The organism is Mycolicibacter minnesotensis (genome assembly GCF_010731755.1).
Classification (GTDB): Bacteria; Actinomycetota; Actinomycetes; order Mycobacteriales; family Mycobacteriaceae; genus Mycobacterium; species Mycobacterium minnesotense.
The window spans coordinates 2,780,198-2,804,786 of the sequence record NZ_AP022589.1; the positions used below are offsets into that span (position 1 = coordinate 2,780,198).

23 protein-coding genes, 1 tRNA gene and 1 pseudogene are annotated in these 24,589 nt (G+C 68.8%); 14 read left to right on the top strand and 11 right to left on the bottom strand.

Annotated elements, in window-relative coordinates; all coding sequences use genetic code 11:
* Positions 1-127: 127 nt before the first annotated feature.
* Positions 128-1,762 carry a fatty acyl-AMP ligase gene (locus G6N09_RS12940; protein WP_083025932.1) on the top strand — a complete coding sequence of 545 codons (1,635 nt, stop codon included), beginning with the start codon at positions 128-130 and terminating at the stop codon, positions 1,760-1,762.
* A 13-nt stretch (positions 1,763-1,775) separates the two neighbouring features.
* Here the strand turns inward: G6N09_RS12940 and pth are convergent, their stop codons facing one another.
* The 3 genes from pth to G6N09_RS12955 all read right to left on the bottom strand — a co-directional run bounded on the left by pth (position 1,776) and on the right by G6N09_RS12955 (position 4,006).
* Positions 1,776-2,360, bottom strand: coding sequence for an aminoacyl-tRNA hydrolase (pth, locus tag G6N09_RS12945; RefSeq protein ID WP_083025723.1), 585 nt, complete (start codon positions 2,358-2,360; stop codon positions 1,776-1,778).
* Positions 2,361-2,372: 12 nt separating this feature from the next.
* Positions 2,373-2,996: a 50S ribosomal protein L25/general stress protein Ctc gene (locus tag G6N09_RS12950; protein WP_083025930.1), complete on the bottom strand. Its 624-nt coding sequence runs from the start codon at positions 2,994-2,996 to the stop codon at positions 2,373-2,375.
* 137 nt (positions 2,997-3,133) lie between these two features.
* Positions 3,134-4,006 carry an oxidoreductase gene (locus tag G6N09_RS12955; protein WP_083025721.1) on the bottom strand — a complete coding sequence of 291 codons (873 nt, stop codon included), beginning with the start codon at positions 4,004-4,006 and terminating at the stop codon, positions 3,134-3,136.
* Between the two features lie 97 nt (positions 4,007-4,103).
* On the opposite strand from G6N09_RS12955, the gene G6N09_RS12960 reads away from it, so the two are divergent.
* Entirely contained in the window at positions 4,104-5,486 is a 1,383-nt protein-coding gene (locus G6N09_RS12960) for a DUF1254 domain-containing protein (RefSeq protein WP_083025928.1), read from the top strand.
* A gap of 12 nt (positions 5,487-5,498) precedes the next feature.
* On the opposite strand, the gene G6N09_RS12965 is transcribed toward G6N09_RS12960, so the two are convergent.
* From G6N09_RS12965 to G6N09_RS12995, 7 genes are all read right to left on the bottom strand, one after another.
* A complete protein-coding gene (locus G6N09_RS12965; RefSeq protein WP_083025720.1) occupies positions 5,499-5,771 on the bottom strand; it encodes a hypothetical protein in 273 nt (90 codons plus the stop codon).
* Positions 5,771-6,130, bottom strand: coding sequence for a heme-binding protein (locus G6N09_RS12970; protein WP_083025717.1), 360 nt, complete (start codon positions 6,128-6,130; stop codon positions 5,771-5,773). Before G6N09_RS12970 ends, G6N09_RS12965 begins: the two co-directional genes overlap by 1 nt.
* 71 nt (positions 6,131-6,201) lie before the next feature.
* Positions 6,202-6,858 carry an LpqN/LpqT family lipoprotein gene (locus G6N09_RS12975; protein WP_083025715.1) on the bottom strand — a complete coding sequence of 219 codons (657 nt, stop codon included), beginning with the start codon at positions 6,856-6,858 and terminating at the stop codon, positions 6,202-6,204.
* Complete coding sequence (gene arsC / locus G6N09_RS12980) at positions 6,855-7,199, bottom strand: arsenate reductase (glutaredoxin) (protein ID WP_083025712.1); 345 nt, start codon at positions 7,197-7,199, stop codon at positions 6,855-6,857. Before arsC ends, G6N09_RS12975 begins: the two co-directional genes overlap by 4 nt.
* Position 7,200: 1 nt before the next feature.
* The gene (locus G6N09_RS12985) at positions 7,201-8,187 is read right to left on the bottom strand and encodes a ribose-phosphate diphosphokinase (protein WP_083025709.1); all 987 of its coding nucleotides are present in this window, start codon (positions 8,185-8,187) and stop codon (positions 7,201-7,203) included.
* 109 nt (positions 8,188-8,296) lie between these two features.
* Complete coding sequence (glmU, locus tag G6N09_RS12990; protein WP_109558918.1) at positions 8,297-9,718, bottom strand: bifunctional UDP-N-acetylglucosamine diphosphorylase/glucosamine-1-phosphate N-acetyltransferase GlmU; 1,422 nt, start codon at positions 9,716-9,718, stop codon at positions 8,297-8,299.
* 142 nt (positions 9,719-9,860) lie between these two features.
* Positions 9,861-9,932, bottom strand: a tRNA-Gln gene (locus G6N09_RS12995).
* 87 nt (positions 9,933-10,019) lie between these two features.
* Between G6N09_RS12995 and G6N09_RS13000 the strand changes: the two genes are divergently transcribed.
* The 3 genes from G6N09_RS13000 to G6N09_RS13010 are packed head-to-tail and all read left to right on the top strand — an operon-like array spanning position 10,020 to position 15,225.
* Positions 10,020-10,622, top strand: a complete 603-nt coding sequence (locus G6N09_RS13000) for a TetR/AcrR family transcriptional regulator (protein ID WP_024442510.1) — start codon at positions 10,020-10,022, stop codon at positions 10,620-10,622.
* A 58-nt stretch (positions 10,623-10,680) separates the two neighbouring features.
* Positions 10,681-14,325, top strand: coding sequence for a transcription-repair coupling factor (gene mfd / locus G6N09_RS13005; protein ID WP_083025707.1), 3,645 nt, complete (start codon positions 10,681-10,683; stop codon positions 14,323-14,325).
* 6 nt (positions 14,326-14,331) lie between these two features.
* Positions 14,332-15,225: a nucleoside triphosphate pyrophosphohydrolase gene (locus G6N09_RS13010; RefSeq protein ID WP_083025704.1), complete on the top strand. Its 894-nt coding sequence runs from the start codon at positions 14,332-14,334 to the stop codon at positions 15,223-15,225.
* A gap of 27 nt (positions 15,226-15,252) precedes the next feature.
* Here G6N09_RS13010 and G6N09_RS13015 read toward each other — a convergent pair whose 3' ends face one another.
* Positions 15,253-16,770 carry a PPE family protein gene (locus tag G6N09_RS13015; protein ID WP_083025701.1) on the bottom strand — a complete coding sequence of 506 codons (1,518 nt, stop codon included), beginning with the start codon at positions 16,768-16,770 and terminating at the stop codon, positions 15,253-15,255.
* A 124-nt stretch (positions 16,771-16,894) separates the two neighbouring features.
* Between G6N09_RS13015 and G6N09_RS20075 the strand changes: the two are divergent.
* From G6N09_RS20075 to kdpA, 9 genes and pseudogenes are all read left to right on the top strand, one after another.
* Positions 16,895-17,479: pseudogene (locus G6N09_RS20075) on the top strand (DUF2275 domain-containing protein); the annotation flags it as partial.
* 228 nt (positions 17,480-17,707) lie between these two features.
* Positions 17,708-18,268, top strand: a complete 561-nt coding sequence (gene sigC / locus G6N09_RS20080; RefSeq protein ID WP_234807009.1) for an RNA polymerase sigma factor SigC — start codon at positions 17,708-17,710, stop codon at positions 18,266-18,268.
* Between the two features lie 134 nt (positions 18,269-18,402).
* Positions 18,403-19,137 carry a lytic transglycosylase domain-containing protein gene (locus G6N09_RS13025; protein ID WP_083025699.1) on the top strand — a complete coding sequence of 245 codons (735 nt, stop codon included), beginning with the start codon at positions 18,403-18,405 and terminating at the stop codon, positions 19,135-19,137.
* 85 nt (positions 19,138-19,222) lie between these two features.
* Positions 19,223-20,512 (top strand): phosphopyruvate hydratase, encoded by a 1,290-nt coding sequence (gene eno / locus G6N09_RS13030; protein WP_083025696.1) that lies wholly within the window; start codon positions 19,223-19,225, stop codon positions 20,510-20,512.
* Positions 20,513-20,530: 18 nt separating this feature from the next.
* Complete coding sequence (locus G6N09_RS13035) at positions 20,531-21,175, top strand: FtsB family cell division protein (RefSeq protein WP_083025694.1); 645 nt, start codon at positions 20,531-20,533, stop codon at positions 21,173-21,175.
* Positions 21,168-21,659, top strand: coding sequence for a DUF501 domain-containing protein (locus G6N09_RS13040; protein WP_083025691.1), 492 nt, complete (start codon positions 21,168-21,170; stop codon positions 21,657-21,659). The genes G6N09_RS13035 and G6N09_RS13040 overlap by 8 nt, the downstream gene beginning before the upstream one ends.
* An 8-nt stretch (positions 21,660-21,667) precedes the next feature.
* Entirely contained in the window at positions 21,668-22,609 is a 942-nt protein-coding gene (locus G6N09_RS13045; RefSeq protein ID WP_083025689.1) for a Ppx/GppA phosphatase family protein, read from the top strand.
* A 218-nt stretch (positions 22,610-22,827) separates the two neighbouring features.
* On the top strand, positions 22,828-22,917 hold the full coding sequence (locus G6N09_RS19605; RefSeq protein WP_179959832.1) for a potassium-transporting ATPase subunit F: 90 nt from the start codon (positions 22,828-22,830) through the stop codon (positions 22,915-22,917).
* The gene (gene kdpA, locus G6N09_RS13055; RefSeq protein WP_083025687.1) at positions 22,918-24,588 is read left to right on the top strand and encodes a potassium-transporting ATPase subunit KdpA; all 1,671 of its coding nucleotides are present in this window, start codon (positions 22,918-22,920) and stop codon (positions 24,586-24,588) included.
* Position 24,589 lies beyond the last annotated feature (1 nt).

Here is a 24,589-nt window from a genome sequence, read left to right on the forward strand (position 1 = left end):
CATTACGGTATCGAGATCCAACCGCCGCCGATTTGTGCGCGTGTGCATCTCGCGAAGTGATCCCAAGCAGGTGGAACATGAAATCTGAGCCCGTATGGACAGTACTGGTGCCGGCTAGGAGGCCGTGGTGAGCAGGTTTACCGACAACATGTTCCGCAGTGCCCGGGAATCATCCAAGGGCATGGTCACCGGCGAACCGCACGAACCGGTTCGCCACACCTGGGCCGAGGTCCACGAACGTGCCCGCCGGATCGCCGGCGGACTGGCCGCGGCCGGCGTCGGCCCTGGTGATGCCGTCGGTGTGCTCGCCGGTGCCCCGGTTGAGATCGCCCCCACCGCCCAGGGCGTGTGGATGCGTGCCGCCAGCCTCACCATGCTGCACCAGCCCACCCCGCGCACCGACCTGGCTGTCTGGGCCGAGGACACCATGACCGTCGTCGACATGATCGACGCGAAGGCCGTCATCATCTCCGACCCCTTCATGGCGGCAGAGCCGGTGTTGACCGCCAAGGGCCTCAAGGTCGTCACCGTCGCCGACCTGCTGACCGCCGAGCCGATCGACCCGGAAGAGGCCGGCGAGGACGACCTGGCGTTGATGCAGTTGACGTCGGGTTCGACGGGGTCTCCGAAGGCCGTGCAGATCACCCACCGCAACATCTACTCCAATGCCGAGGCGATGTTCATCAGCGCTGAGTACGACGTCGAGAAGGACGTCATGGTCAGCTGGCTGCCGTGCTTCCATGACATGGGCATGATCGGATTCCTCACCGTGCCGATGTACTTCGGTGCCGAGCTGGTCAAGATCACCCCGATGGACTTCCTGCGCGACACGCTGCTGTGGGCCAAGCTGATCGACAAGTACAAGGGCACCATGACCGCGGCCCCGAACTTCGCCTATGCGCTGTTCGCCAAGCGGCTGCGCAAGCAGGCCACACCGGGCCAGTTCGACCTGTCCACCCTGCGTTTCGCACTCTCGGGTGCCGAGCCGGTGGAACCCGCGGACGTCGAGGACCTGATCGACGCCGGTAAGCCGTTTGGGCTGAACCCGACGGCCATTCTGCCCGCCTACGGCATGGCCGAGACGGTGCTGGCGGTGTCATTCTCCAAGTGCGGCGCGGGCCTGGTGGTCGACGAGGTCGACGCCGACCTGCTGGCGGCGTTGCGCCAGGCAGTGCCGGCCACCAAGGGCAACACCCGGCGGCTGGCCTCATTGGGCCCGCTGCTCGAAGGTATCGAGATCCGGATCGTCGACGAGAACGGCACCTCATTGCCGGCGCGCGGAGTCGGCGTGATCCAGCTGCGCGGGGAGCCGGTGACCCCGGGCTACCTCACGATGGCGGGCTTCCTGCCGGCCCAGGACGAGCACGGCTGGTATGACACCGGCGACCTGGGCTACCAGATGGAGGACGGCCACGTCGTGGTGTGCGGCCGGGTCAAGGACGTCATCATCATGGCGGGCCGCAACATCTACCCGACCGACATCGAGCGTGCCGCGGGCCGGGTCGAGGGTGTGCGCCCGGGCTGCGCCGTCGCGGTGCGCCTGGACGCAGGTCATTCCCGCGAGACGTTCGCCGTGGCGGTGGAGTCCAACGCCTGGCAGGACCCGGTCGAGGTGCGCCGGATCGAGCATCAGGTGGCCCATGAGGTGGTGACCGAGGTCGACATGCGGCCCCGCAACGTGGTGGTGCTCGGGCCGGGCAGCATTCCCAAGACCCCGTCGGGCAAGCTGCGCCGGGCCAACTCCGTCGCGCTGGTCACCTAGGGGCTCGGCCCGGTTAACCCCAGGCGTGGACCAGGTTCTGCGCGGGTTCCAACCCCAGCTCGATCAACAATTCGGTGGCGTCACCGGCCTGCTCGCACACGGTCGGCAGCTCAGCGCGCTCGCCGGTGTTGAACGCCTGCAGCACGAACGCCGCCGGATCCTGACGGCCCGGCGGTCGGCCGATGCCGAGGCGGACTCGCTGAAAGTCCTTGCTGCCCAACACCGTGGCGATCGATCGCAGTCCGTTGTGGCCACCCTCGCCACCGCCCTGCTTGAGCCTGATCCGGCCGAAGTCCAAGTCGAGGTCGTCGTGGATCACCACGACTTCGCTGGTGGGTACGGAGTAGAACGCGGCCAGCGGCCCCACTTGGCGGCCCGACTCGTTCATGTAGCAGCGTGGCCGGGCCAGCACCACCGAGCGCCCTTTCAGGCGCCCGGTGGCCACGTCGGCCCCCGACTTCTTGTGCAGCTTGAACGCCGACCCGATGCGCTCGGCGAGCAGGTCGATCACCATGAAGCCCACGTTGTGCCGGGTACGGGCGTAGTTCGGGCCCGGATTGCCCAGGCCGACCACCAGCACCGGCGGTGACTCGGCCACGCGATGCTCGGCTTACTCGGACTCGGAGGCCGCGTTCCCTGCAGCGGCCCCCGAGTCCGCGGCGTCGGCAGGCTCTTCGCCCGAAGGCGATTCGATCACATTGACCAGCAGCAGCTCCGGGTCGGAGATCAGGCTCACACCCTTGGGCAGTTCCAGGCCGCCGGCGGTGAACTGGGTGCCGGCCTCGGCGCCCTCGATGGAGAGGATCAGCTGCTCGGGGATCGACATTGCCTCAGCCTCGATCTCGAGGGCGTTGGTCTCCTGGGTGACCAGGGTGCCGGAAGCGGGGTCGCCTTCGATGACGACGTTGACCTCGACGGTGACCTTCTCGCCGCGGCGCACCACCAGCAGGTCGGCGTGCTGGATGGTGCGACGGATCGGGTGGATGTCGAGAGCCTTGGTCAGCGCCAGCTGCTCCTTGCCCTCGATGTCGAGGGTGAGCACGGCGTTGGTGCCAGAGTGGCGCAGCACGGCCGCCAGCTCGCGGGCCGGCAGGTTCAGGTGCTGCGGGTCGGTGCCGTGACCGTAGAGGACTGCGGGGACATTGCCGTCGCGGCGGGCCCGGCGTGAGGCGCCCTTGCCCGTCTCGGTCCGCACCGAAGCGGTCAGCTGGTTGGTGGTGGGGGTCTTGGCCATGAGGAACTCCTTGGTTGCGGCGGCTGTGTCAGGCACGGCCAGATCGCGACAACCCTTTGCGGAGGTCCTCGTCGATAACGGCGGCCGCATGGGGCCGCCCTCGCCGTGACGCCTGGTCAGGCTAGCGCATCAGCAGCTCAGAGCGGAAATTGAACCCCGGTGAGCTGCGCGGACAGCTCCCACAATCCGGCGGCGGTGGAGCCCCGCTTGGCCAGTAGGCTGCGGCCCACCGAGCCGCTGGGCCCGACGACGCCGAAGCGCGGCCCGACGAAGGTGTTGCCCGACAGGTCCGCTGATGCCGCGTAGAGCGTCTGGCGCGCCCCGAAATCGGCGCTGGTGGCCAACAGGCCATTGCCCAAGGTGCGCATCACGAGGTCACTGACCCGATTTCCGGTGCGGCCCTGCAGGTTGGTGCTCGAATAGCCGGGGTGGGCGGCCAGTGCGCGCACCGGTGAACCCGCCGAGACGAGCCGGCGCTGCAGTTCACTGGTGAACAGCAGATTGGCCAGCTTGGACTGGCCGTAGGCCAGCCACGCCGAGTACCGGCGCGACTGCCAGTTCAGGTCTTTCAGGCTGATGTAGCCGATCCGGTGCATGGCCGACGAGACCGTCACCACCCGATCGACGATCCTGGGCAGCAGCAGGTTCGTCAGCGCGAAATGGCCCAGGTGGTTGGTGCCGATCTGGCTTTCGAAGCCGTCGACGGTGGGGGCGTAGGGCACCGCCATGATCCCGGCGTTGTTGATCAGCACGTCCACCTGCGTGGTCTCCTCGGCGAAACGCAGCACGGAGGACAGGTCGGCCAAATCCAGGGCGCGAACGGTCACGTCGCCGGGCATGTGCGCCGCGGCGGCCTGGCCCTTGGCGGTGTCGCGGACCGCCAGGGTGACGGCGGCGCCCACGCGGGCCAGCTCGCGGGCCGTGACGGCTCCCAAACCGCTGTTGGCGCCGGTGACGATCACAGACCGGCCGGCGAACGACGGCAGATCACTGGCGGTCCAGGAGCTCATGGCTGACACTCTAACGAGGCGCCGGGACTGGCGCTGGAATGCTGATCAGACGGGAAACGACGTGAAGCACTGGACCACCCTGGGAGTGATTGTCGTGATGCTGGCCATGGTCAGCGGATGCGGCACCAGGCAGCAGGCCGAACCCGCCGACACGGCACTGACCCCCGCCGATCAGGTGCGCGAGATCGCGAAGGAGGCCTACGTCTACGGCTTCCCGATGGTCGACTCCTACCGCATCCAGCACGCCTTCTTCGTCGGCAAGGCGGGTCCGCAGGACAAGGGCGCGTGGAACCAGGCGCTGAGCACCGCGAGGGTCTTCACGCCCGCCGACACCACTGTGCAGACCCCGAACGCCGACACGCCCTACACGATGCTCGGTGCGGATCTGCGCGCCGAGCCGTTGGTGCTGACGGTGCCGCCGATCGAGGCCGGCCGCTACTACTCGCTGCAGTTCATCGACGCCTATACCTACGACTTCGATTACGTGGGCAGTCGCACCACCGGCAATGGCGGCGGTAAATACCTGCTGGCCGGACCCGGCTGGAAGGGAGAAAAGCCCGAGGACGTCGATCAGGTGATCCGCTCGGAGACGGACTTCGCGCTGGTGATCTACCGCACCCAATTGTTCGATCCGGCCGACATCGACAACGTCAAGAAGGTCCAGGCCGGCTACACCGTGCAGCCGCTGTCGGCCTACCTCGGCCAGCCCGCCCTCAGCGCCCCGCCGGTGGATTTCATCGCGCCACTGACCCCGGAGGAGCAGAAGACCTCCCTGCGCTTCTTCGAGATCCTGAGCTTCGTGCTCAAGTACGCGCCGGTGTTGCCGGCCGAACAGGATCTGCGGGCCCGGTTCGCCAGCCTCGGTATCGGCCCCGACGGCGCCTTCAACGCAGACAACCTCGACACCGAGACCCGCGACGCGGTGCAGGCCGGGATGGCTGACGCCTGGGCTGAGCTCGATGCGTTCAAGAAGGACGAGCTCGACACCGGCCAGGTGACCTCCGGACAGTTGTTCGGCACCAGGGAGTTCCTCGACGGCAACTACCTGTACCGGATGGCCGGTGCGGTACTCGGGATCTACGGCAACGCCCGGGACGAGGCGATCTATCCGGTGCTGGCCGTGGATTCCGCCGGCGACCCACTGACCGGGGCGCATCGCTACACGCTGCGGTTCGCCCCCGATGCACTGCCGCCGGTCAACTCGTTCTGGTCGCTGACCATGTACAAGATGCCCGAAAGCCTGCTGGTGGCCAACCCGATCAACCGGTACCTGATCAACTCGCCGATGCTGCCGGACCTGATCCGCGACCCCGACGGGGGAATCACCGTCAACGTCTCGCACCAGTCGCCGGGGGCGGACCGGGAAGCGAACTGGTTGCCCGCGCCGGACGGGCCGTTCCAGCTGATCCTGCGGTTGTACTGGCCGAAAGAGGAAGCGCTCAACGGCAGCTGGGAAGTGCCCAAGGCCGTCAAGGGCTAGCCAGAAAACGCCCTAGTTGCAGTTGTTGGCGTGCACCCACCGGCCGTTGTAGCCCACGCAGGTGCTGACCGGCGGGGGCGGTGGGGGTGGCGGCGGCGGCACGTCTTCGGGGAGCGGCGCGTAATAGGCCGGCGGCGGTACGGGGTCCGCGCACCCGCTGACGTAGACACGGCGGCCCACGCCGACGCAGCCCGCGGAGGCGGTGCCGGCCGGTGTGAACACGACCACCGCACCCGGCAGGGTGCTCAGCGTTACTGCCGCCACGGCCCAGATCCGGCGCCTCATCACTGGTCCAGCAGTGGGCGCTCGGGCTGGGGCAGACCGCAGCGGGCGCGGAAGTCGGTCAGCGGTTGACGAAGCCCCAGCAGGTCGTCGTGGGCCTGCGGGTGGTCGGCGAAGAAGCTGCGGACCGCCTCGGGGATCTCGTCGTCGGGGCGGCTGCGGAGACCGGTGTAGAACTCGTTGACGTCGGGATGGGCGTAGAGATAGCCCGAGGTTGAAGCGGCGACCCCGGTGGCCACATTGGCCATGTCGGCCGCGGTGCAGCCGGGCTGCGGGTCGGCCAGCGCCGTGGCCGCGGTGAGCAGACCGGTGGCGACGCCGACGATGCCGAGGCTCAGCGATGACAGGCGGATGAGGGACATTTTCCGAACTCCCTTCAACGGGTGTGACGCACTCTAACAAGCTCCGGTGGCAAACGCGGCGGACTTTGCGCTCACTTTGCGGCGACGGTGAATCCGTTCATGATCGCCTCGACATCGGTGGCGTACTTGGGTGCGTCATCGGCCGGGGCGGTGACCGCCAACTGCACCAGATAACGCTGCTCGGCGGGCTTGGAGCCGGTGGCGATCACCATCCGGAACCAGCTGTGCAGTCGCTGCCCGTCCATGTCATAGGTGCCCTGAACCATCGACGACGGAAATCCTTGGTAGTCCTCGTTGGAGGCATCGAGCAGCCGGAAATTCGGGGACAGCTGCGCGTCGACAACCCCGTGGCGGATGGCCTCGTGGGAGTCGAAGTTGCCGGTCAGCTTGACCACGCTCAATATGGCGCGCGGAAATTTCTCGCCTTTGCCCAGGACCAGGGTGGTCGCCGGCAGCATCGGATTCTGTTTCCTGGTCCAACCCGGCGGGGTGGGGATCGTCACGGTCAGGTCGGTCGGCGCGTTGGGGGCGACCGCTTCGGCCACCACTCCCTGGTCCTCCAGGTATCGGCCCACGGTGACCGGGGCCTCGGGCTCCGATGAGGTGGTGGTCGTACTACCGTTGCCCCAAATCGATTGATAGTCAGGAGTTTTGGTCCCGCAGCCCGATGTGGTGTTGATCAGGGCCGTACACGCCAAGGCCGCGGCGGCCACGCGCAGCGCGGTCACAGGATCTCGCGGACCGCGTCAATCGGGCGGGCCAGCCGGGTGCCGTTTCCGGTGACCACGAAGGGGCGCTGGATCAGGATCGGGTTCGCGGCCATTGCATCGAGCAGTTCGTCATCGGTCGCATCTGCCAGGTTCAGCTCGGCGTAGACCGCCTCACCGTTGCGGACCGCGTCGCGTACACCGATCCCGGCGGCGCTGATCATCTCCGCCAGCTCCGCACGCGACGGCGGAGTCTTGAGGTACTGCACGACTGTCGGCTCGATGCCGTTGTCGCGCAGCAGTTCCAGCGTCTTGCGTGAGGTCGAGCAACGCGGGTTGTGGTAGACGACCGCGTCGGCCATGTCAGGCGTCTCCGTCGAAAAGCCCGGTGACAGAGCCATTGTCGAACACGGCCCGGATGGTGCTGGCCAGCAGAGGAGCTATAGACAGCACGGTCAGTTGCGGGAACTGCTTGTCCTCGGTGATCGGCAGGGTGTTGGTGACGATCACCTCGCTGGCGCCGCAGGCCGCCAACCGCTCGGATGCCGGGCTGGACAGCACACCGTGGGTGGCGGCGATCACCACTTCGACTGCCCCCGCTTCGCGCAGCAGGCCGACCGCCCCGGCGATGGTGCCGCCGGTGTCGATCATGTCGTCGGTGATCACACAGGTCTTGCCGGTGACCTCGCCGACTACGCGATTGGCCTTGACCTGGTTGGGCACCCGCGGATCACGGGTCTTGTGAATGAAGGCCAGCGGCACGCCGCCCAGCGAGTCGGCCCACTTCTCGGCAACCCGCACCCGGCCGGAGTCGGGGGAGACCACAACGACGTCCTTGCCGTTGTTGAGGTAGTTGTCCCGGATGTAGCCGCACAGCAGCGGCTGGGCCCGCATGTGGTCCACCGGGCCGTCGAAGAAGCCCTGGATCTGGTCGGTGTGCAGGTCCACCGTGACGATCCGGTCGGCGCCGGCCGTCTTGAGCAGGTCGGCCACCAGGCGAGCCGAGATCGGCTCACGGCCGCGGTGCTTCTTGTCCTGGCGCGCGTAGGGATAGAACGGCAGGATCGCGGTGATCCGCTTGGCGCTGCCGCGCTTGAGCGCGTCGATCATGATCAGCTGTTCCATCAGGTGCTGGTTCAGCGGTGCGGGGTGCGACTGCAGCACGAAGGCGTCGCAGCCGCGCACGGACTCGTCGAATCGCACGAAGATCTCGCCGTTGGCAAAGTCCCGCGCGGTCTGCGCGGTAACCGGTACGTCCAGTTCCTTTGCGACCTGATCAGCCAGCTCCGGGTGCGCACGACCAGCGAAGAGCATCAGGTTCTTGCGATTGTCTGTCCAATCGTGGCTCACGTGCTGCCCCCGCCATAGAAGATTGTGGATTTCGGTCGAGTTAACTCGGGCCTTATGGTACGTAGCCCGGTGCGCGATTTCGCCTCGGGCTGCCTCAACGCGATCAAGCTCACGATGACAGATCAGGTGAAGTCTGGCCGGCTTCTTCGGCGCAGTTCGCGGCATCGGCCGCCGCCGCGGCCGCGCTGCCGGGCCGCTTGCGCTGTACCCAGTTCTCGATGTTGCGCTGCGGGCCGGCCGAGACGGCCAGCGCGCCCGGGGGCACATCGTGGCGTACCACGGTCCCGGCGCCGGTGTAGGCACCGTCGCCGATATTGACCGGCGCGACGAACATGGTGTCCGAGCCGGTCCGCACGTGCGAGCCGACGGTGGTACGCCGTTTGGTCTGGCCGTCGTAATTGACGAACACGCTGGAGGCGCCGATGTTGCTGTGGTCGCCGATGTCGGCGTCGCCGACGTAGGTCAGGTGCGGCACCTTGGTTCCGGTGCCGATGGTGGAGTTCTTGGTCTCGACGAACGCACCCAGTTTGGCTTCGGCGCCCAGCACGGTGCCGGGCCGCAGATAGCTGAACGGCCCGACGGCGGCGCCCGCGCCGACCGCCGAGGACGTGGCGTGACTGCGGATCACCGACGCACCGTCGCCCACTGTGACGTCGGCCAGGGTGGTGTCGGGCCCGATCGTGCAGTGCGTGCCGATCGCGGTCCGGCCCAGCAGCTGGGTTCCGGGTGCCACGGTGGTGTCTTGGCCGATGGTCACGTCGACGTCGATCCAGGTGTTGGCCGGGTCGATGATGGTGACCCCCGCGCGCTGATGGGCGGCCACCACGCGGCGGTTGAGCGCGCCGGCCAGCTCGGACAGTTGTACGCGGTCGTTGACCCCGGCCACCAGCGCCGAGTCATCGACGTGACGGGCGTGCACCACCTGGCCGTCGCCGCGGACGATACCGATCACGTCGGTCAGATAGAGCTCGTGCTGGGCGTTGTCCGAACCCAGGCGGCCCAGCGCGGACCGCAGCGCCGCGATGTCGAAGGCGTACACCCCGGCATTGACCTCGCGGATCTCGCGCTGGGATTCGGTGGCGTCGGCCTGTTCGACGATCGCGGTGACTTCACCGTCCTGGGTGTGCAAGATGCGGCCGTAGCCGGTGGGGTCGGCCAGGGTGGTGGTCAGCACCGTGACCGCGGCCGGGGCGGTACGGTGCGCCTCGATCAAGGCCTGCAGTGTCACGGTGTCCAGCAGCGGAATGTCGCCGGAGGTGACCACCACGGTGCCGGTGAAGTCGTCGGGCAGCGCCGCCAGGCCGCACAGCACCGCGTGACCGGTGCCGAGCTGCTGGTCTTGGCGGGCCACTTCGATGTCGCAGTCCAGGGCCTGCGCCAGCTCGGCGACCGGCCCGATGATGCGGTCGTGGGCGTGGCCCAGCACCACCACCAGGTGCCGCGGCGTGACGCCGGCGGCCGCTGTCAGACAGTGCGACAGCATGCTGCGCCCGCCCAGCTCATGCAGCACTTTGGGGGTGTCGGAGACCATTCGGGTGCCGGCTCCGGCCGCCAGGACGATGACGGCGTGCTGGCCGGCATCCGGGGACGCGGGAGTGAGGTTGGGCGTCGACACGGCGTCTAGCCTGTCACTCCGCGCGCGTTCGCGGCAAAAGTGCGCGCAAATCCGTGAGCTCCGTCGCCAGGACTCGAACCTGAACTATCTGAACCAAAATCAGAGGTGCTGCCGATTACACCACGACGGATCGGTGCTGCCCAGTGACTCTAGTCCAACGGACTACCCTGGTCGCGTGGCTGGTCTGGACAAGGACGGTCGGGCGCCGCGAGCCCGGATGACAGGTAGCGAGCGCCGGCACCAACTGATCGATGTGGCCCGCTCATTGTTCGCCGAGCGGGGGTATGAGGGCACCTCGATCGAGGAGATCGCGCAACGCGCGAATGTGTCCAAGCCGGTGGTCTATGAGCACTTCGGCGGCAAAGAGGGCCTGTACGCGGTGGTGGTCGACCGTGAGATGTCGGCGTTGCTGGACGGCATCACCACGTCGCTGACCAAGGCCACCAACAACCAGTCCCGGCTGCGGGTGGAGCGGGTCGCGTTGGCCTTGCTGACCTACGTCGACGAGCACACCGACGGGTTCCGCATTCTGATCCGCGACTCGCCGGCGTCGATCAGTTCGGGCACCTATTCGACTCTGCTCAATGACGCCATTGGTCAGGTGTCGTCGATCCTGGCCGGCGACTTCGCCAAGCGTGGTCTGGACCCCGAGACCGCACCGCTGTACGCCCAGGCGCTGGTGGGTTCGGTGTCGATGACGGCCCAGTGGTGGCTCGATGTCCGCGAACCCAAGAAGGAAGTGGTGGCCGCCCACCTGGTCAACCTGTGTTGGAACGGCTTGACGCACCTGGAGTCCGACCCGACGCTGCACGACGAATAGGGCATGCACCCAACGCATATCGGTGGCCCGCTGCGCACCGCTTAGAATTGCCCGCATCATGACCGCACCGGGGTACCAGACTGTCCACACCCCGATCGCGGGGCTCGTAGGCCAGGCGCTCACCGCGCCGGCCTTCGCCGAACTCATCGAGCGCGCGGGCGAGTCGCCCGCCGAACTCAGCCTGATCGGCCCGGTCGGTGCGCGGCCGTTCACCGCCGCCGCCCTGGCCCGCAACGCGCCGCTGCTGGTGGTCACCGCCACCGGCCACGAGGCCGACGACCTGACCGCGGAGCTGCGTGGTGTCTACGGCGACGCGGTGGCGCTGTTCCCGTCGTGGGAGACGCTGCCGCACGAGCGTCTCTCACCCGGAGTGGACACCGTCGGCGCCCGCCTGCTGCTGCTGCGCCGGCTGGCCTACCCCGACGACGCACGCCTGGGCCCGCCGCTGCGGGTGGTGGTGACCACCGCCCGGTCGCTGCTGCAGCCGATGACCGGCCAGCTGGACGCCGTCGAGCCGGTACTGCTGGCTGTCGGTGACGAGACTTCGTTCGAGGCGGTGATCGCCCGGCTGGTCGAGTTGGCCTATACCCGGGTGGACTTGGTGGGCAAGCGCGGTGAGTTCGCTGTGCGCGGCGGCATCCTCGATCTGTTCCCGCCGACTGCCGAACATCCGGCGCGCATTGAGTTCTGGGGCGACGAGATCACCGAGATCCGGCCGTTCTCGGTGGCCGATCAGCGCTCGATCCCCGAGGTCGAGGTGGGCACGGTGGTGGCGATGCCCTGCCGGGAGCTGTTGCTCACCGATGACGTGCGGGCCCGCGCCGCGGAACTGGCGGGCGCGCAACCGCAGACCGACAATGCTGTCATCGGAACCGTCGGTGAGATGCTGGCCAAGCTGGCCGAGGGCATCCCGGTCGACGGCATGGAGGCGCTGGGGCCGGTACTGCGGCCCGGCCCGCAGGCGCTGTTGACCGATCAGCTGCGCGCCGGCACCCCGGTGCTGCTCTGCGATCCGGAGAAGATCCGGGCCCGCGCCGCCGACCTGATCAAGACCGGCCGCGAGTTTCTCGAGGCCTCCTGGTCGGTCGCGGCGATCGGAGGCGATGCACCGATCGACATCGAAGAGCTCGGTGGATCGGGATTCCGTGACCTCGCCGAGGTGAAGAAGGTGGCGCTGGACACCGGGCATCCCTGGTGGACGCTGAGCCAGCTGCCCGACCCCGAGGCGACCGAACTCGATGTGCGCCCCTCGCCGTCGGCCCGGGGCCGCCAACGCGACATCGACGAGATCTTCGCCATGTTGCGGGCGCACACCGCGACGGGCGGACGTGCGGCGGTGGTCGCCCCCGGTGTGGGCACCGCCCGGCGGCTCGTCGAGCAGCTGGCCGAATCCGAGACCGCGGCGACACTGTTGGAGGCCGGCGCGGCCCCGCAGCCCGGGGTGGTCGGGGTGTTGCAGGGTCCGCTGCACGAGGGGCTGGTGATCCCCGGCGCGAATCTGGTGGTGGTCACCGAGGCCGACCTGACCGGCAACCGGGTCAGCGGACCGGAAGGCAAGCGGTTGGCGGCCAAACGCCGCAACGCCGTCGACCCGCTGGCGCTGACGGCCGGGGATCTGGTGGTCCACGACCAGCACGGCATCGGCAAGTTCGTGGAGATGACCGAGCGCACCGTCGGCGGCGCGCGCCGCGAATACCTCGTGTTGGAGTATGCGTCGGGCAAGCGTGGCGCCAACGGAACCGACAAGCTCTACGTCCCGATGGACTCCCTGGACCAGCTGTCCCGCTACGTCGGCGGGCAGGCCCCGGCACTGAGCCGCCTGGGCGGTAGCGACTGGAGCCAGACCAAGACCAAAGCGCGCAAAGCGGTTCGGGAGATCGCCGACGAACTCGTCGCCCTCTACGCCAAGCGCCAAGCGGCACCCGGGCACGCCTTCGCCCCGGACAGTCCGTGGCAGGCCGAGATGGAGGATGCGTTCGGGTTTACCGAGACCATGGACCAGCTCACCGCGATCAGCGAGGTCAAGGCCGACATGGAAAAGCCGGTCCCGATGGACCGGGTGATCTGCGGCGACGTCGGCTACGGCAAGACCGAGATCGCGGTCCGGGCAGCCTTCAAGGCAGTTCAGGACGGCAAGCAGGTCGCGGTATTGGTGCCCACCACGCTGCTGGCCGATCAGCACCTGCAGACCTTCAGCACCCGGATGGCCGGATTCCCGGTCACCGTCAAGGGACTGTCGCGCTTCACCGACGCGGCCGAGTCCAAGACCACCATCGCCGGTCTGGCGGACGGCTCGGTGGACGTGGTGATCGGCACCCATCGGCTGCTGCAGACCGGGGTGCGCTGGAAGGACCTCGGCCTGGTGATCGTCGACGAGGAGCAGCGGTTCGGCGTCGAGCACAAAGAGCACATCAAGGCGTTGCGCACCCATGTCGACGTGCTCACCATGAGCGCCACCCCGATCCCGCGCACCCTGGAGATGAGCCTGGCCGGCATCCGGGAGATGTCGACCATCCTCACTCCGCCCGAAGACCGCTACCCGGTGCTCACCTATGTCGGCGCACACGACGACAAGCAGGTGGCGGCCGCGCTGCGCCGCGAGCTGCTGCGCGACGGCCAGGTGTTCTACGTGCACAACCGGGTCAGCTCGATCGACGCCGCCGCGGCCCGGGTGCGGGGTCTGATACCCGAAGCCCGGGTGGTCGTCGCGCACGGCCAGATGCCCGAGGAGATGCTGGAGACCACGGTGCAGGGCTTCTGGAACCGGGAGTACGACATCCTGGTGTGCACCACGATCATCGAGACCGGCCTGGACATCTCCAACGCCAACACCCTGATCGTCGAACGCGCCGACACCTTCGGCCTGTCGCAGCTGCATCAGTTGCGGGGCCGGGTGGGCCGCAGCCGGGAACGCGGCTACGCCTACTTCCTCTACCCGCGCGAGACTCCGCTGACCGAGACCGCCCACGACCGGCTGGCCACCATCGCCCAGAACAACGAACTGGGCGCCGGCATGGCGGTGGCCATGAAAGACCTGGAGATCCGAGGCGCCGGCAACGTGCTGGGGGTGGAGCAGTCCGGGCACGTCGCCGGGGTCGGCTTCGACCTGTACGTGCGGCTGGTCGGCGAGGCCGTCGAGGCGTATCGGGCGGCGTTCAACGGTGAGACGGTCACCACCGAGGAGGTCAAGGACGTCCGGATCGACCTGCCGGTGGACGCTCATCTGCCGCCGGAGTACATCAACTCCGACCGCCTGCGGTTGGAGGCGTACCGCCGCCTGGCGGCCGCCCCCGACGAAGCCGCGATCGGGGCGGTGATCGAAGAACTGACCGATCGCTACGGACCGCTGCCCGAACCGGCGGATCGACTGGTGGCGGTGGCGCGACTGCGGCTGCTGTGCCGCGCGGCCGGAGTCACCGAAGTGTCGGCGGCGTCGGCGACCACGCTGCGGCTGGCTCCCCTCACCCTGCCGGACTCGGCCCAGTTGCGGCTCAAGCGGATGCATCCCTCGGCCAGCTACCGTGCCACCACGGCCACTGTGCAGGTTCCGATACCGCGGGCCGGCGGCGCGGGCGCCTCCGTCGGCGCGCCACGTCTGCGCGACATCGAGCTCGTCCAGATGGTGGCCGACCTGATTTCGGCGCTGGACGGCAAACCGCAGGGCCAGGTGGACGTCACCGGCGCGGTGCCCGCAGTACGGTAGGCCACGATGACCGTCGTCCTGGTCGACCCCCGCCGGCCCTCACTGGTTCCGGTCGAAGCGCTGGCGCTGCTGGCCGGGGAGGTCGCCTACACCGAGGAACTGCCGATCGTGGTGCCGTGGTCGTTGCCGGCGGCGCGATCGGTGCTCTGCGGCGACTCGCAGGTGCAGGCTCCGGTGTTGCTGTCCTCGGACCGCAACCATCCCGACGTCGTTGCCCGGCTGGCCGCCGGTGACGCACTGATCGCGGCGCCGGATGCAGCACCCGGCGAGCGGCTGATCGATGCGGTCGCCGTGATGGACCGACTGCGCAGCACCGGCCCGTGGGAGAGCGAGCAGACCCACGATTCGCTGCGCCGGTTCCTGCTGGAGGAGACCTACGAACTGTTCGACGCGGTCCGCGGCGGCGACCCCGAGGAGCTGTGCGCCGAGCTCGGTGACGTGCTGCTGCAGGTGTTGTTCCATGCCCGCATCGCCGAGGATGCGTCGGAGAACCCGTTTTCCATCGACGATGTAGCCGAGTCGCTGCTGCGCAAGCTGGGCAATCGGGCACCGGCGGTGCTGGCCGGCGAGGAGATCTCGGTGGCCGACCAGGTGGCGCAGTGGGAAGAGCGCAAGGCTCTGGAAAAGCAGTCGCGTGACTCGATCCTTGACGACCTGCCGACAGCTCAACCGGCCCTGGCGCTGGCCAGCAAGGTGCTGCAGCGGCTCGCCCGTGCCGGCGTGCCCGCAGATCTGATTCCCGCAGCGGTCACCAGCGTCACCGTCGCCGCCGGGGGTGATGCCGAGAATGAGCTGCGCAGCGCGGTCTTGGACTTCATGGACACCGTGCGGTCCGTGGAAAAGGTGATCGACGGGGAGCCCACCGAAGACCAGTGGCGCGCCCACTGGCCGCAGGGGTAGCCGCCACGCCCCTGCGCTCTGGCTCGATCAGTGCGAGTGCTCGCCCCAACTGCCCGGAAGCATCGGGATCCGCGGCTCGGTGTCGAGTGCGTCACCGGTCAGCACGGCGATCCCGGCCGCCTGCCGGCCGGTCCCGGTCGCCGTCCCGGAAAAGCCCAGCGAGCCGGCGCCGGAATCCGAGACGCGTGGCGCGCTCGGGGGTCCATCCCACTCCGGCCTGACGTCGATGAACATGTCCAGGTATTCGTCGCCGAAGCCGCGCTGCTGGGCGCGCCGCCGCTGCCGGCGCTTGGCGGCCAGGCCCGTTGCCGTGGATTCATCGGGGGCGCCCTCGCCCGCCGACGCCTCTTCGCCGGCTGTGCGGGAACGCCGCGCAGCACTGGGGCTACGGGCCGACGTGGCGGCACTGCTCACCAGGTACAGGCAGGATGTCGGCCCGAATCCGACTCCCGGGCCCCCGCCCGCCGCGCCGCCGCCGGCCGGCAGGCCAGCACTGGCGGTGCTCGGCGCTGTCGGACCCGCCGAGGAGATCGGGTCCGCGCAGGCACACGCCTCGGCGCCGGCCGGCACGGGGATGCTGGCGGGGAGCGACGGGCTGACGCTGCCCATCGGGATCGGCGGGGTCGGTTCTGGCGCCTGGTCGGCGCCGGCGGCCCCGATCGCCCCGAGCGCGCCGAGGCCGGCGGCGGCGGCGAGCGCGGGCGCCGCGGCCAGCATGATCGGGATCGCCAGCTGAACGGCGATCTGACCCATCGGCCACACCAGCATCAGCGTGTGGAAGGTGGTCCATCCCAGCGCCCCGGCCAGAATCGGCGTCATCCCTGGGATCTGCAGCAGCATCTGGGTGACCGAGCTGGCGAACGGAAACGCCTCGATCGGATATCCGTCGACGCCCAGTTGCGACCACAGCCAGCGGGCGATCGGGTCCGCGAAGCCCATGTTGTACTGCTTGAGCAGGTCGGCGATCTGCTGTTCCAGGCTCGGAGCGGCGGCCTGCGCAGTGCCCGGGGTCACGATCGGCGGCGCGGAAGCCGCCGCTGGAACCGAGGTCAGAGCCGTTGTCGCGACGGCGTGATAGACGGTCATCATCTCCGCGGCCTGAATCCACATCCGGACGTAGTCGGCTTCGTTCACCGCGATCGGGATGGCATTGATGCCGAAGAAGTTCGTGGCGACCAGCGTCGCGTGTACGGCGTGGTTGGCGCCCAACTCGGCCAGCGTGGGCATGCCTGCCAGCGCGGCGGTGTAGGCCGCGGCGGCGGTCTGATGCAGGCTTGCCGCGCTTGCGGTCTGGGCGGAGCTCTCGATCAGCCAGCTCAGGTAGGGCAGGTGTGCGGCCGCGTACTGCTGGGCGCTGGGCCCCTGCCAGCTACCGGCCCGCACTCCGGCCAGGACCGCGTCGAGTTCGGCGGCCACCTCGGCGTATTCGGCGCTGATCGCCAAGTACGCCGACGCCGTCTCCAGCAGCGGGCCGGCGCCTGGCCCCGCGCTGAGCAGCGCAGAGTGCACCTCCGGAGGTGACGCCAGCCAGACCGGTGCGGTCATGGGGCACCGGCCTCCCCGACGGTGTATGGCGTTGTTCGCACAGTTAGTAGTCGCGTCCCGATCCGGGTTGGTTCCATCCCGGAGAATCTTTGTGCCGGGGCGCGGAATGAGCGACGATGTCGGCATGCGGTGCGAGGTGGTGCGCGAGACACTGTCGTCGCTGCTCGACGGTGAGCAGCAGGAGTTGCCTGCCCAGCAGGTGGACGCGCACCTCGCGTCGTGCCGCGGCTGCCGGCGGTGGCTGGTGGGCGCGGCGGCCCAAGCCCGCCGCCTCACCGAGATCGACAGTGGGACCGACGTGCGGTCCGGCCCAGACCTGGCCGCGGAGATTCTGGCTGCCGCCGGGGTGACGTCAGTCACCGCCCGGATCACCACCCCTCGCCCGATGAAGTGGAGCTTCCGGCGGGTGGCGTTGATCGGCGTTGGGGTGTTCCAGGTGGCCATGGCGGCCATCCAGATCGCCGGGGTGGATTTCGGCATGGTGTCGGCGCACGGGCATGGGCACGGTGCCGCCACCGGAGCGCATTTGCTGCACGAGTCCACCGCATGGTTGTTGGCCCTGGGCGGGGCGATGATCGCGGCAGGCATCTGGCCCGCGGTGGCCGCCGGCGTCGCTGCGATCGCCGGGGTCTACGCCCTGGCTCTGGGTGGCTACGTGGCCATCGACGCCTACCACGGTCAGGTGACGGCGGCACGGGTCGCCAGCCACCTACCGGTGCTGGTGGGTCTGGTATTCGCTTTGCTGGTGGCGCGTCAACGCCAGGGTGGTGCGGGCTCGTCCGCCGCCCGGGACGACGCGGCCATCGCACACGTCGGGGTGTCTCCGGCAGTGGCCGCCGGGCGCGGCCGGCGCCGCCATCTGCGGTCGGTCAATGGCGTCGACGGCCCTACGACCATGCGTCGTAATGGTGCTGTGGACCCGCTAGGGTGTGTGTTCATGGCGGGTGCAGATCGGGTCGACGACGACGTTGTCACCGCCCTCGCCGTGGCCGCCGCCGCCGGGGATCCCCGCGCGCTGGAGGCCTTCATCAAGGCGACCCAGCACGACGTCTGGCGATTCGTGGCCTACCTGTTCGACGGTGTCAGCGCCGACGACCTGACCCAGGAGACCTTCCTGCGGGCGATCAGCGCCATCCCGCGATTCGCCGGCCGTTCCAGTGCCCGGACCTGGCTGCTGGCCATCGCCCGCCGGGTGGTCGCCGACCACATCCGTTACCTCAAGTCACGCCCGCGTACCGCCCCGGGCGCCGACCCCGAGCTGCTGCTCGACCGCGACCGGCCCTCGCGCGGGTTCGAGGACGTCGTCGAGGTGACCGCGCTCATCGCCGGCCTGTCGACCGACCAGCGTGAGGCGTTGCTGCTGACCCAGCTGTTCGGCCTGTCCTACAACGACGCCGCCGCGGTCTGCGGTTGCCCGGTGGGCACCATCAGGTCCCGGGTGGCACGTGCGCGTGACGCGCTGCTCGCCGATCCGGAGCGCGGTGAGCTGACCGGTTAGCCCGACCGGATCCATGCAGGTGGAACCGCATATTGCAGGCCCGTGGAGCCGTCCGCGTAGTTGGTGGGGCCTCGATCGTGGATCAGTCATGGAACGATGGACGCAAAACCATAGATTCGAGGCTGGGGAGATCGGTGTCGGCGCTACGTTGGCTGCGCACTGCCGCTGTCGTGGGCGCGACGGCGGTGCTCCTTGCATCCAGCTGCAGCTGGCAGCTCGGTAATCCGATCCCGCAGGGCGTGCCGCCGCCGCCCGGGGACCCCGTGCCGCCGGTGAGCACCAACGTGGCCAAGGGCCGGCCCGCAGACCAGCTCTATCACTGGGCCGCGGAGCGGGCGCCGCTGCTGGGAATTCCGATCACCGCGCTGGAGGCCTACGCCTATGCCGCGCGGGTCGCAGAGGTGGAGAACCCGAACTGCCACCTGGGCTGGACCACCCTGGCGGGGATCGGTCAGATCGAGAGTCATCACGGCCAGTACAACAACGCCACCGTGGATCGCAACGGCGACGTGCGGCCCAAGATCCGGGGTGTGCGGCTCGACGGCTCCGGGGGCAACCTGCACATCGTGGAGGAGGTCGATCCGGATCTGGCCGACGACGACGGTGTGGTCCGGGCGATGGGCCCCATGCAGTTCATTCCCGAGACCTGGCGCCTCTACGGCGTCGATGCCAACAACGACGGGATTGTGAGCCCGGACAACATCGACGACGCCGCGCTGTCCGCGGCCGGTTATCTGTGTTGGCGCGGCAAGGACCTGGCCACACCCAAGGGCTGGATGACGGCGTTGATGGCCTACAACGAGTCGGAGGTCTATGCCCGCGCGGTGCGGGATTGGGCCGCCGCGTACGCGGCCGGCCGCCCGTTGTGACATAGGTGGTAGGTCCCACCGTTAGGCTCCCAAGAGGCCCCATAGGCTAACGAAGGCCAGCCCCACCCAGCTCAAGGAGAAGTCAGTGCCCATCATCCAGCAGGTCGGCGCCCGCGAGATCCTCGATTCCCGCGGCAACCCCACGGTCGAGGTCGAGGTTGCGCTGGAGGACGGCACCTTCGCCCGGGCCGCGGTGCCCTCCGGTGCCTCCACCGGTGAGCACGAGGCCGTCGAACTGCGCGACGGTGGCACCCGCTACGGCGGCAAGGGTGTGCAGAAGGCGGTCAACGCGGTCCTGGACCAGATCGCGCCGGCGGTCATCGGGATCAGCGCCGACGATCAGCGCCTGGTGGACCAGGCCCTGGTGGACCTCGACGGCACGCCGGACAAGTCCCGGCTGGGCGCCAACGCCATGCTCGGTGTGTCGCTGGCGGTGGCCAAGGCCGCCGCCGACTCCGCGGCGCTGCCGCTCTACCGCTACCTGGGCGGCCCCAATGCCCACATCCTGCCGGTGCCGATGATGAACATCCTCAACGGCGGCGCGCACGCCGACACCGGCGTCGACGTCCAGGAGTTCATGGTCGCCCCGATCGGCGCCCCGAACTTCGCCGAGGCGCTGCGCTGGGGCACCGAGGTCTACCACTCGCTGAAGGCGGTCCTGAAGAAGCAGGGACTGTCCACCGGGCTGGGGGATGAGGGCGGTTTCGCCCCCGACGTCGCCGGCACCACCGCCGCGCTCGACCTGATCAGCACCGCGATCGAGGCGACCGGGCTCAAGCTGGGCACCGATGTCGCGCTGGCCCTCGACGTGGCGGCCACCGAGTTCTACACCGAGGGCACCGGCTACGCGTTCGAGAAGCAGAACCGCACCGCGGCCCAGCTGGCCGAGTTCTACGCCACGCTGCTCGACAGCTACCCGCTGGTGTCCATCGAAGACCCGCTGTCCGAGGACGACTGGGATGGCTGGGTGTCGCTGACCTCGGCGATCGGGGACCGGGTGCAGCTCGTCGGTGACGACCTGTTCGTCACCAACCCCGAGCGGCTCGAGGAGGGCATCGAGCGGGGTGCGGCAAATGCGCTGCTGGTCAAGGTCAACCAGATCGGCACTCTGACCGAGACGCTGGATGCGGTCACCCTGGCCCACCACAGCGGTTACCGCACCATGATGAGCCACCGCAGCGGCGAGACCGAAGACACCACCATCGCCGACCTGGCGGTGGCGGTCAGCAGCGGGCAGATCAAGACCGGCGCCCCGGCCCGCAGCGAGCGGGTGGCCAAGTACAACCAGCTGCTGCGCATCGAGGAGGAACTCGGCGACGCCGCCCGCTACGCCGGCGAGCTGGCCTTCCCTCGCTACGCGCCGGAGAGTAAGTAGCAGCCAGGGGCCGCTGCCATGTCCGATCCGAAACGGCCTGACGCCAAGCGGCGTGCCGCGCCGTCGCGGCCGGGACGGGGCGGCGAGACCGAACGTGCGCGCCCGCGCCCCGGGCCGGCGGTGCGGCGTGGGGCGAGCGCCTCGCGTACCCCACCGCCGTCACCGGCAGGAGCGGTCAAGAGGGCCTTTGCGGCGGCGGCCGAGCAGAGCTCGGAGCTTCGGGTGGGCTTCACCGCCCGGCGTGCGGTCATCCTGGCGGCGGTCATGTGTGTGCTCACCCTGACCGTGGCCGGGCCGGTCCGCACGTTCTTCGCCCAGCACGCGGAGATGAAACAGCAGTCCCAATTGGAGAACACCCTGCACGACCAGATCACCGACCTGCAGCAACAGAAGGCCGCCTTGGAGGACCCCGCGCACATCCGCGCGCAGGCCCGCCAGCGGCTCGGCTTCGTCATGCCCGGCGAGATTCCCTACCAGGTCCAGCTGCCCGGGGCCGCGCAGATTCCGGGAGAACCGGGCGCCGAGGCCGCGCCGGCCCCCAGCGATGACCCCTGGTACACGGCGCTGTGGCACACCATCGCCGACGCGCCGCACCCTGTGCCGGTAGCGCCAGGCCCACCCGAGCTCCCCGCCCTGCCCGTGCCGGCGGTGCCCGGTGGTTGATCCCGCGGACCTGGAAGCGGTGGGCCGGCAGTTGGGCCGCGAACCCCGAGGCGTCCTGGAGATCGCCTATCGCTGCCCCAATGGGGAGCCGGCGGTGGTGAAGACGGCACCGAAATTGCCTGACGGAACGCCGTTTCCCACGCTGTACTACCTGACCCTGCCTGCGCTGACGGCCGCGGCCAGTCGGCTGGAGTCCGCGGGTCTGATGGCCCTGATGACCGAACGGTTGCAGCACGATCCCGACGTGGCCACCGCCTACCGGGCTGCCCACGAGTCCTACCTGGCCGAACGAGATGCGATCGAGCCGCTGGGCACCACGTTCACCGGTGGCGGCATGCCCGACCGGGTCAAGTGCCTGCACGTGCTGATGGCGCACGCCCTGGCCAAGGGGCGCGGCGTCAACCCGTTCGGTGACGAGGCGCTGGCCATTCTGGCTGCCGAGCCCGCGATGGCCGGGATTCTGGTGCCGCAGGACTGGCTGTGAGCGGGCCGATGCGCATTGCGGGAATCGACTGCGGAACCAACTCGATCCGCCTGTTGATCGCGGAGCCGGCAGGCGGCCGGTTGCGCGATGTGCACCGCGAGATGCGCATCGTCCGGCTGGGTGAGGGGGTCGACGCCACCGGTCAGTTCGCCCCCGAGGCGCTGATGCGCACCCGCGCCGCGTTGACCGACTATGCCGATCTTCTTGTGGCCCATGGTGTTTCCCGGGTGCGGATGGTGGCGACGTCGGCAACCCGCGACGCGGCCAACCGTGACGTGTTCTTTGCCATGACAGCGCAGGTGCTGGGCAGGGCCGTCGCGGGGGCGGTCGCCGAGGTGATCACCGGGCAGCAGGAGGCGCAGCTGTCCTTTGACGGTGCGGTGGGCGAATTGGACAGTGCCGATGGCCCGTTCGTGGTTGTCGACCTCGGGGGTGGATCCACCGAGGTGGTGTTGGGTGATCCGGACGCCGGGGTCTCGGCCAGCTATTCCGCCAACGTCGGCTGCGTTCGGCTGACCGAACGATGCCTGCACTCGGATCCGCCGACGGACGCCGAGGTGGCCGCCGCCCGTGAGGTGGCCCGGGAGTTGCTCGGTGAGGCCTTGAAGGTGGTTCCGGTGCAGCAGGCCCGCACCTGGGTGGGCGTGGCCGGCACCATGACGACACTGGCAGCGCTGGCGCTGCGCCTGCCCGAATACGACTCGGCCGCAATTCATCTGTCCCGGATCGGCTTCGAGGACCTGGTGGCGGGCTGCGATCAGCTGATCGGGATGAGCCGTGTGCAGCGGGCTGCGCTGGGTCCGATGCATCCCGGCCGAGTCGACGTGATCGGCGGTGGAGCCATCGTGGTGCAGGAGCTGGCCCGCGTCCTGGCTGAGCGCGCCGGAATCGCGGAGCTCGTGGTCAGCGAACACGACATTCTGGACGGCATCGTTCTCTCCATCGCCTGACGGTCTGTCGGGGTGCGTTACCGGTCCGTAAAGGTCGCCGCGTCGAGCGTAAAGAAACCGTCAACGGTCGCTGCCCTGGCTGCGCACCGGGTCTAGCTTCGTGGCAGACCCGGTCGGGTTCGGCGAGAAGGAGAACGCGTGGCTGTCCTGGCCTATCTGGCGCTGACGGTGCTGATCTTCGTCGTCCTCGGCGCAGCCCTGAAGCTGGCCGAGCGGCTATGAGCATCGCCAATGTGGTCGGCCTGGCGCTGACCGTGCTGGTGCTCGCGCTCCTGGTCGCGGCACTGTTGTTTCCGGAAGGGTTCTGATTGAGCGCCGCAGCCGCGGGTGTCCTGTTCCTGACGTCACTGGTCCTGGCCCTGGCGGCGGCCCACATCCCGCTGGGCGACTACATGTATCGGGTCTACTCTCGCGAAAAGCACTCCCGCAGTGAGAGATTGATCTATTCGGCGATCGGCGTCGACCCAGATTCCGAGCAGACCTGGGCCGCCTACGCGCGCAGCGTCCTGGCGTTCTCCGCGGTCTGCGTGGTCTTTCTGTTCGGGCTGCAACTGGTACAGGGCGGACTTCCACTGCACCTGCACCACCCGTCGACTCCGATGACACCCGGCCTGGCGTGGAACACCGCGGTCAGCTTTGTCACCAACACCAACTGGCAGGCCTACGCCGGTGAATCCACCCAGGGGCACCTGGTGCAGATGGCCGGGCTGGGGGTGCAGAACTTCGTCTCTGCCGCAGTCGGTATGGCCGTCGCCGTCGCTTTTGTCCGGGGTTTCGTCGGCCGGCGCACCGCGGTCCTGGGCTCCTTCTGGGTCGATCTCGTTCGCGGCACCCTGCGCATCCTGGCTCCTATCGCGGTGGTCGGCGCCGTGGTCTTGATCGCCGGCGGGGTCGTCGAGAATTTCCATCTCAATGACCAGACGGTGTCCACGGTTGCCGGCATGTCCCAGACCCTTCCCGGCGGTCCGGTGGCCAGCCAGGAGGCGATCAAACTGCTGGGCACCAACGGCGGTGGTTTCTACAACGCCAACTCCGCACACCCGTTTGAGAACCCCACCTCATGGACCAACTGGGTGGAGATATTCCTGCTTCTGGTGATCGCGTTCTCCCTGCCCCGCACGTTCGGTCGCATGGTTGGGGCCACCAAACAGGGCCACGCCATCGCCGCGGTCATGGCGGTACTCGCCTGCATCGGCGTGGGCCTGCTCAGCTGGGCCCAGCTGGCTCATCACGGCACCGTCCCCACCGCTGTCGGGGCCGCGACCGAGGGGATCGAGCAGCGGCTCGGCGTGGCCGACTCGGCGGTCTTCGCGGCGGCCACCACGCTGACCTCCACCGGCGCCGTGGACTCCGCGCACGACTCCTACACCAGCCTGGGCGGCTTGATGGCGATGGTCGATATGCAGCTGGGGGAGGTGGCCCCCGGCGGTGTCGGTTCGGGCCTCTACGGCATCTTGATCCTGGCGGTGATCACGGTGTTCGTCGCCGGCCTGATGGTCGGGCGCACCCCGGAGTATCTGGGCAAGAAGATCGGCGCACGCGAGATCAAGCTGGCGGCAAGCTATTTCCTGGTTATGCCGGTTGTCGTGCTGTGCGGAACGGCGGTCTCGGTCGCCTTACCGGGCCCTCGCTCGGCGATGACCAACTCCGGGCCGCACGGCCTCTCCGAGGTGCTGTATGCCTTCACCTCCGCGGCGAACAACAACGGCTCGGCGTTCGCCGGTTTGGCTGCAGACGGGACGTGGTTTGAGACCGCGCTCGGAATCGCCATGCTCATCGGCAGATTCGTGCCGATCATTCTGGTTCTTGCGCTCGCTGGCGCGCTGGCGGCTCAAGGCAGTGCGCCGGAATCGCTCGGCACGCTGCCCACCCACAAACCCCAGTTCGTCGGTTTGGTGGTCGGCGTGACGGTCATCCTGGTCGCCCTGACCTTCCTTCCTTCGCTGGCACTGGCGCCACTGGCAGAAGGGCTTCACTGAC